Annotated in this window: 4 protein-coding genes; 3 read left to right on the top strand and 1 reads right to left on the bottom strand. The window is 53.4% G+C overall.

The window, feature by feature from the left end:
- Positions 1-251: 251 nt before the first annotated feature.
- Both ACCD02_RS32310 and ACCD02_RS32305 read left to right on the top strand, forming a co-directional pair.
- A complete protein-coding gene (locus ACCD02_RS32310; RefSeq protein ID WP_413310647.1) occupies positions 252-1,880 on the top strand; it encodes a glycosyltransferase family 4 protein in 1,629 nt (542 codons plus the stop codon).
- A gap of 315 nt (positions 1,881-2,195) precedes the next feature.
- On the top strand, positions 2,196-4,568 hold the full coding sequence (locus tag ACCD02_RS32305) for a DUF4214 domain-containing protein (RefSeq protein WP_413310646.1): 2,373 nt from the start codon (positions 2,196-2,198) through the stop codon (positions 4,566-4,568).
- Positions 4,569-4,667: 99 nt separating this feature from the next.
- On the opposite strand, the gene ACCD02_RS32300 is transcribed toward ACCD02_RS32305, so the two are convergent.
- Positions 4,668-5,423: a SapC family protein gene (locus tag ACCD02_RS32300; RefSeq protein ID WP_413310645.1), complete on the bottom strand. Its 756-nt coding sequence runs from the start codon at positions 5,421-5,423 to the stop codon at positions 4,668-4,670.
- Positions 5,424-5,825: 402 nt separating this feature from the next.
- Here ACCD02_RS32300 and ACCD02_RS32295 point away from each other — a divergent pair, with 402 nt between their 5' ends.
- Complete coding sequence (locus ACCD02_RS32295; protein ID WP_413310644.1) at positions 5,826-7,367, top strand: class I SAM-dependent methyltransferase; 1,542 nt, start codon at positions 5,826-5,828, stop codon at positions 7,365-7,367.
- The last annotated feature ends 359 nt before the right edge of the window (positions 7,368-7,726 follow it).

Below are 7,726 nucleotides of genomic sequence, written 5' to 3'. Positions count from 1 at the left end.
AGGTTTGAGACCACAGCAGGAACAGAGGCCCTACCGGATCTAATGTGGGAGCGGATTCATCCGCGAAGAGGGCGGTAGAACCGGTGCAGTTTCAGCGCCTGGAACACCGCTTTCGCGAATGAATTCGCTCCCACAGAATTCGCTCCCACAGGAGCGACAACAGCTCAGGCAACACTGAAACCAGCAGCCCATGAACCGGGCCGCCGCTACATTTCCATTTCTGTAACCCAGCTATTTAGGTGCGCTGTTCGATGAAAGTCCTGGTTATCTCCAACTTCTTCCCGCCCCATGTCATCGGCGGCGCGGAAATCATCGCCCATCACCAGGCCCTGGCCCTGGCCGCCCGTGGCCATGACGTACGCGTGCTGGCCGGCGACAACCGCCATGGCCTGCCCGACTACCCCGTCACCCACGACACCCTCGACGGCCTGCCCATCACCCGCATCGCCCTCACACCCCTGGACTTCGCCGCCACCGGCAACAACGTCGCCCATAAAGAAGTCGAAGAGATCTTCCTCAACCTCATCGAAGACTGGCACCCCGACGTCATCCACGCCCACCACATGACCGGCCTGTCCCTGGGCATCCTGCAACTGGCGCGCAGCCGCGGCATCCGCATCGCCCTGACCCTGCACGACCACTGGGGCTTCTGCATCAACAGCACCCGCATCACCACGGCCAACCGCCTGTGCCATGACAGCACCCAATGCCACACCTGCCACAGCCACATCCACGTCAACGAACGCAAAGTCCCGCAGCGCCTGCGCCAGGACTACCTGCGCTGGCAGCTCGACGCCGTCGACCACTTTATCTCCCCCAGCCACTACCTGGCCGACGCCTACATCGCCAACGGCATCCCCGCCGAACGCATGAACGTCATCGCCAACGGCATTGAACTGGAACGCTTCATTAATACCGCGCCGCCCGAGCCCGGCCCGCGCCTGAACATCCTCTTCACCGGCTACATGGGTGGCCACAAAGGCGTGCCGACCCTGCTCGAAGCCATCGCCCTGTTGCCCCATGACAAGGTCCACCTGGACATGGTCGGTGACGGCCACATGCTAGCTAGCTATATAGCTAAGCTAGCTAGCATAGCCCCCAACGTCTCCGCCCAATTCTGGGGCCGCCTGCCCAACGCCCGCATTGCAGAGCGCTTCGCCCAGGCCCACGTGTTCGTGCTGCCCTCCGTCTGCCCGGAAAACCAACCCGTCACCATCACCGAAGCCATGGCCTGCGGCCTGCCCGTGGTTGCCTCGCGCATTGGTGGCATTGCGGAACTGGTCGATGAAGGCCACACCGGCTGGCTGGCCGAACCCGGCAACGCCCAGGACCTGGCCGACCGTCTGCGCTTCTATATAGATGCCCCCGAACAGATCGCCGCCCACGGCCAGGCCAGCCGCGAACGCATTCAGGCGTACGCCTTCGGTCTGCAGATCGAACGCATTGAAAAGCTGCTCAGCACCCCCGGCACCGAACGCACTGAAACCCCGCTGCTGATCGCCTGCCACGGCAGCCCGCTGGACGCCACCTTCAGCACCGTACTCAAGGAACTGGCGCCCATCCCCGCCAACCGCCCGCAACCGGCCAGCCAACCGTGCTGGGTGCCGGTGGAATGGATCACCCCTGAAACAGCCGACCTGCTGTGGCTGTCCGGCCAGACAACAGCCGACCCTGACACAGGCCTGCAACATATCGAGGCGTATCGTGCCTTGGGTAAACCGGTGTTGTTAGATGAGCGCAACATCGCCGTGGCGCGTCGCACCGACGCCGTGCTGCGCGTTAGAGGGGCTGAGCAGGTGGCCTTAGGCCTTAAGCTTCTAACGGATCATGCTAAAGCTATGCCAGAAGCTTCTAAGACTCCTGCGAAAAACCCTGCGTAACCCCCTATTTTCCTTAAAAAAATACTTTACATTCTGTTGCATTTCCTGCCTATTAGACGCCGATCAATGCCAATCTGACATTATCGGTGTCGGTAGGTGGAATTTATGCTGTAGGAATTTTCCATAGCTTTTGGCTATGCGGGAAAATTTCCTACGAATTCATGCATTTTTTCCTACCGTAACGGCTGAGATACACCGCGACCTATGCTAGAGTGCCGCACAAGGCTGCACGGACGTGTTGGGCAGCTGGTGAACGAGACAAAGATTGTCCGTTTATGTGTCAGCTTCTTTTTATAATGAAACCTGGAGTAAACAATGGCTGCTTCCACCTACCTCGCTCAAGTACAACAACTGTACATCGCTTATTTCGGCCGCCCAGCCGACCCAATCGGTCAAGCCTACTGGGCTGGCATCATCGACGCAGCCGGCGGCAACATCGCTGCTGTTCAAGCTGGCTTCTCGGCTTCCGCTGAGTCCCAAGCTCTGTACGGCAATAAGTCGACTATCGATAAAGTAACTGCTATCTACCAGAACGTTTTCAACCGTTCCCCAGACGCAGCTGGCCTGGCTTTCTGGGTTGCCCAGATCGACTCCGGTAAAGTGACTCAGGCTCAGGCTTCCTGGACCATCCAGCAGAACGCTGGCGCTGGCGACGCTGCCACCGTTCAGAACAAGCTGACTGCCGCTCAAGCGTTCACCGCGCAGATCGACACAGCTGCTGAAATCTCGGGCTACCAGGGTTCTGCTGCTGCCGCTTCGGGCCGCACGTTCCTGAACACCGTTACTTCTGACAACGCTACCGCCACTGCCGCTGTTGCTGGCGCGCAAACTGCTGTAACCGCAGCTACTGCTGTTGGTTCGGTTGGTACTACTTTCGTACTGACTACTACCGTTGACAACCTGCTGGGCGATGGCGGTAACAACACTTTCATCGGTGACAACTCTGGCGCTACCGCTTCGAACACTGTTTCTGCTGCTGACCAAATCAATGGCGGCGCAGGCACCGATACCTTCAAGTACTTCGTTGGTACCGCAAACCTGGACACAGCTCTGGTTCTGCCACAGCTGACCAGCGTTGAAAACGTATACATCAAAGGCGGTACTCTGGTTTCGGCTGCAACCGGTACTAACTTCGCTGCTCTGACTGGCGTTACTGGTATTGAAATCGACACCCCAGCTGTACTGACTGGTAACGTTGGTATCAACACTTCGGCTGCTCAAACTGTTCGTCTGGACGGTGTGAACGCTAGCGCTGCTTCGGTTGTAGCTTTGAACAACGCTACCAACGTAACCCTGAACGGCGTTGGTACTGATGCGACCAACACCTCGGCTATCACCGTTGATCTGGTTAACAGCACTGCTACTACTGCAACCATCAATGCTCTGACTGCTGCTAGCAAAGTGACCCTGGCTAACACCGGCGCTAAAGTAGCTACTCTGAACATCACTGGCGATCAGAACCTGACTCTGACCGAGTCGCTGGCTACCCTGAAAACCATCAATGCTTCGACTGCTACCGGTAAAGTATCGGTTAACGCTTCGGGTACTACTGTTGACGCAGCTTTCGCCTTCACTGGCGGTACTGGTGCAGACACTCTGACCCTGTCCCAAGCTAGCCTGGCTGCTCTGACTTCCGGCGCTCAGCTGGCTGGCGGCGCTGGCATCGACACCTTGGGTGTTACTGCTGCTACTGCTAACTTGGCTCTGGTTGCTGCTGATTACAAAGCAATCAACGCTTCGACTGGCTTTGAAGTTCTGGCTTTGGGTGGTACCGCCACTTCCGCAGCTGACGCTTCTTCGCTGACTTCCATCAAGGAATTCGCAGTTAGCGCTGGCGTCAACACCATCTCCAAAGTTGCAACTGGTTCGATTCTGGACATCGTTGGCAACACTACCGGTAACGTTGTTACCGGCGCAGTCGGTGTTACTGACCTGACCATCAACACCGGTAGCACCACTGCTACTGCTGGTACTACTGCTGGTACTCTGAACGTTACTGGTCTGACCAACATCACTATCAACTCGAACATCAAAGCCGGTACTGTTGGTGCTACCAACTCGTTCGGCGCTTTGACTCAGAGCGATAACAGCACTTTCACCATCAAAGGCAACGGTGATACCACCCTGTCCCTGGGTGCTGCCACTGCTACTGGTTCGAAAATCGACGGTTCTGCTGCTACTGGCATCCTGAAATTGACTGGTAACACTGCTACTCTGGACACCACCAAGGCTTCCATCGGTGACGTTCTGATCGGTGGTAGCGGTAACGACGTTCTGACTACTGGTGCTAACAGCTCCACTCTGACTGGCGGTGCTGGTAAAGACTCCTTCGTCATCAAAGCTGTCGTTGGTGCAGGTGGTACTCCAGTTACTACCATCACTGACTTCGCTAAAGGCGACAGCCTGACTCTGGACGCAACTTTCACTGCCACTAGCCTGGTAACTAAAGTTGATCTGTCCTCTGTTGCAGCTGGTAAAACTGACGTTGAAATCGCTACCCTGCTGATCGCCAACACAGCTACTGCTGGTAACGTGGCATGGGGTACTTACAACGGTAACACCTACGTTGTTGAAGACAACGGCACTATTAAGTCCCTGGACGCTACCGACACCGTCGTTAAGCTGACTGGTACTCAAGACCTGTCTACCAGCACTCACGCTGCTGCAGGTGTACTGGTTTACGCTTAATATCCTCGGATATGACTCCCTTGCTTCGGCAAGGGAGTTCGGCGAAACTAAAAAACCCCCGTTGCTCGAAAGAACAACGGGGGTTTTTTTATGAACTGATTAATTCAATCCAGAGAAATCGAAAATATCACCGCCTGACTTTTTGACGGACTTAGACGCATTTTGACGATGCTCAGCCATTAGGTTCGATAGAGTGCGAAGTTTAGTTCCTGAAAAAAGCTGCGCGTAAATAACCCCGATGGCACCACTTTCTCTAAGATCTAAAAATCCTTCATCAGTGAGGCCGTATAGCGCAGTTTCGTCAATTTTGTATAGGCCGTTAACTGTTTCAATTTCACCATCATTATCCAGTTTGACATCCCATGGCATGATGAGATTATGTTCAGATAATTTCGAACAAGCAATCTGTGTGGCGATTCGAGCAGAATACAGTCCTTTAATAAAATCAAAAGCTTCACTTACAGACTCAGAGATCTCACCACTTTCTTTAAAAAATGGGTCACCTACAGATTTATTAGAAATGCGTGTCTCATCTATGCATAAAACTTGCTCTTGGCTGTTAGGTATTTCTATAAGCTCAAATGGGCTGCATCGATAAGTAGCTGGAAGGAAGTGTGATAACCATTTTCCATCTTCAGATACTAGTAGGTTTTCGCCAGGTTTTAGTCCCATTACTACAACCAATACAAAACGCTCACCTTGTTTTACAAAGGCTAGAGGCAGCGAATGAAGCGCTAAAGCTACCTCATTAATAAAAACCGGGGCAACTGTGTCTTTCTTGGCAAAGGATAGTGTTGGGTGGCGCACCCAGCTTTTATCTTTGTGTTCTTCTAGGTTGATTGGGATGTAAGCCATCTAATAACTCCTCCTAAATTACCGCTAAGGCGGCCTAATAATTTATGCTCGATCCTACTGATACTGAATCAGACGCTTTCATTCCTGCGCCGCGCAGTGCTCTAGTTTGACGAACTCTGTAGCTAAGGTCGATGAGCAAAACTCAAATTTCGCATTTCGTGTGAGGTCACGGCAGTAGCTCTCGTTGCCTTTGATCTGAGCAGGAGCAAGAAGAAAACTGTTCCAGCATGGATGAAGGAATTTAGATCATCACTAGACGAGCATGCGCCTTTGGGACAGATACGCCTCATCAGCCGGTATTTTGTCGGAAAAATACGTGCGGAAGAGAGTTTTTACTTGTCGATGAAAGGCTATGCAATTATAAGAAAACTCCAAAATTTATAGATTTAACGGACTGAACCTATGAGCGAAATCTGGAGTGAAGGCTATTTCACTGATGTTGGTTATACATATGGATATTACCGGGAAATCAACCCCGTCTATCAGCGCTATTGTTTGCTGCTTAGGGGGGTTTCTAGCGTGGAAAGCACCACTGCACACCATTGCGAACTGGGTTTCGGCCAAGGTGTGTCAGTAAACATCCATGCCGCTGCCAACCCTGGCCATTATGTAGCTACAGACTTCAATCCGGCACACGCATCTTATGCCAGCGATCTTGCTTCTAGTTTTAATAGTTCGGCGCGGTTGTATGATGACAGCTTTGAGCAGTTATTGGCCCGAGATGATCTACCACAATTTGACAGTATCAGCCTTCATGGTATTTGGACCTGGATCAGCCGTGACAACCACAAACTGATTACGGAATTCGCTCGGCGCCATCTTAAGCCCGGCGGTGTACTGTATGTCAGCTACAACTGTATGCCGGGCTGGTCGCCGCAGGCTCCGCTTCGACAGTTGTTCACTCTCCATGATCGCTTTGTCTCAGCTTCCACTGGCGCTGTGGCCCGCGTGGACGCTGCACTAAAATTTTCCGAGGAACTATTGGCTGCCAAACCTCTCTATGGACAAGCAGTGCCTGGATTAGAAGGTAAACTTCAGACTGTTATGGGGCAGAACCGTAATTACGTTGCCCATGAGTATTTCAATCGCGATTGGAACTGCATGTATTTTACCGACGTGGTTGATGCTCTTGCGCCAGCCAAGTTGGACTATGTCTGCACTGCAACGCCTCAAGACACAGTGGACGCTATTAATCTTAGCGTTGAGGCCCAAGCCTTTCTGAATGGAATTGAGCATCCGATTATGCGGGAGCAAGCCCGCGATTATTTCGTCAACCAGCAGTTTCGTAAAGACATGTACATCCGGGGTGCAAGTCCGCTCCCTCTTGGAGAGCAGCGTGAGCGCATGCTTAATACACGTTTTGTGCTCATGCAGTCTGCCGACAGCGTGCCGACAAAGGTCACCGGAGTTTTTAGCGAAGCTACTCTGCAGCATGATATCTATGGGCCGCTGATCGAGGCATTGGCTTCCAAGGCTTACACCCCTAAGACATTGCGTCAATTGGCGGCTGCATTGCCTTCACCCACGTTTTCTGCGGTTAGTCAGGCCATCGCTGTTCTGGTCGGAATGGGAGCTGTTGCTCCTTGCCAAAGTGAAGCTGCCGAGAAACAAGTGCATGCTCGCTGTACCGCATTGAACCAACACCTATGCCAGCAGGCGTTTTTTGAGAAGCGGGCCGAATTCTTGGCTAGTCCAGTGACCGGCGGCGGTGTTGGAGTGGATCGATTTCAACAGATTTTTCTAACAGCCATACGGCAAGGCAAAAAACAGCCGGTGGAATGGGCTCAGTATGCTTGGCAAATCCTTTCTGAGCAGGGACAACGCTTGGTCAAAGAGGGTAAAGCCATGGAGTCTGCTGAAGATAACCTCGTCGAATTGACGCAACAGGCGGAGACTTTCGCGGAGAAAAGTTTGATGGTGCTTAAAGCGCTGCGCATCGCCTGATTGCTCAGTGGCATGGGGGGAAGTAAGTCCCCCTTGCGCGCTCATCCCGATCGCTCCTATAGTTCGCCGTCGCTGCCAATTCAGCGACCGGGCTTGGCCGCTCGAAACGATCACACACAGGCGCAGTAGCGCTCATGACTTCATTGCAGGCGCTTTTTTTGTGCCCGCAATGTTGCTTCATGGCAACTGCGCAAGGGACACCTTCGGGTGTGCCGGGTTGCCTGTGTTCCGGTCGGCCAACCCTTGTGCAGTTGCCACCCAATCTGCTTGGCCGCAGACGGTGGTGATTCCTAACCAACACAGGAGTTACCCATGATTCAAGAGCATTCCCCCCGCTACATCCCCCTATGCCCCAACGG

The sequence above is a fragment of the Pseudomonas sp. Pseusp88 genome (assembly GCF_047303955.1).
In the GTDB taxonomy this organism is placed as follows: Bacteria; Pseudomonadota; Gammaproteobacteria; order Pseudomonadales; family Pseudomonadaceae; genus Aquipseudomonas.
Note: the sequence above shows the minus strand (reverse complement) of the source record. Positions and strands in the feature narration are given on the sequence as shown.

Coding starts and splice junctions, on each gene's coding strand:
- ACCD02_RS32310 (WP_413310647.1), top strand. CDS start 252: ATGAAAGTCCTGGTTATCTCCAACTTCTTCCCGCCCCATGTCATCGGC.
- ACCD02_RS32305 (WP_413310646.1), top strand. CDS start 2,196: ATGGCTGCTTCCACCTACCTCGCTCAAGTACAACAACTGTACATCGCT.
- ACCD02_RS32300 (WP_413310645.1), bottom strand. CDS start 5,423: ATGGCTTACATCCCAATCAACCTAGAAGAACACAAAGATAAAAGCTGG.
- ACCD02_RS32295 (WP_413310644.1), top strand. CDS start 5,826: ATGAGCGAAATCTGGAGTGAAGGCTATTTCACTGATGTTGGTTATACA.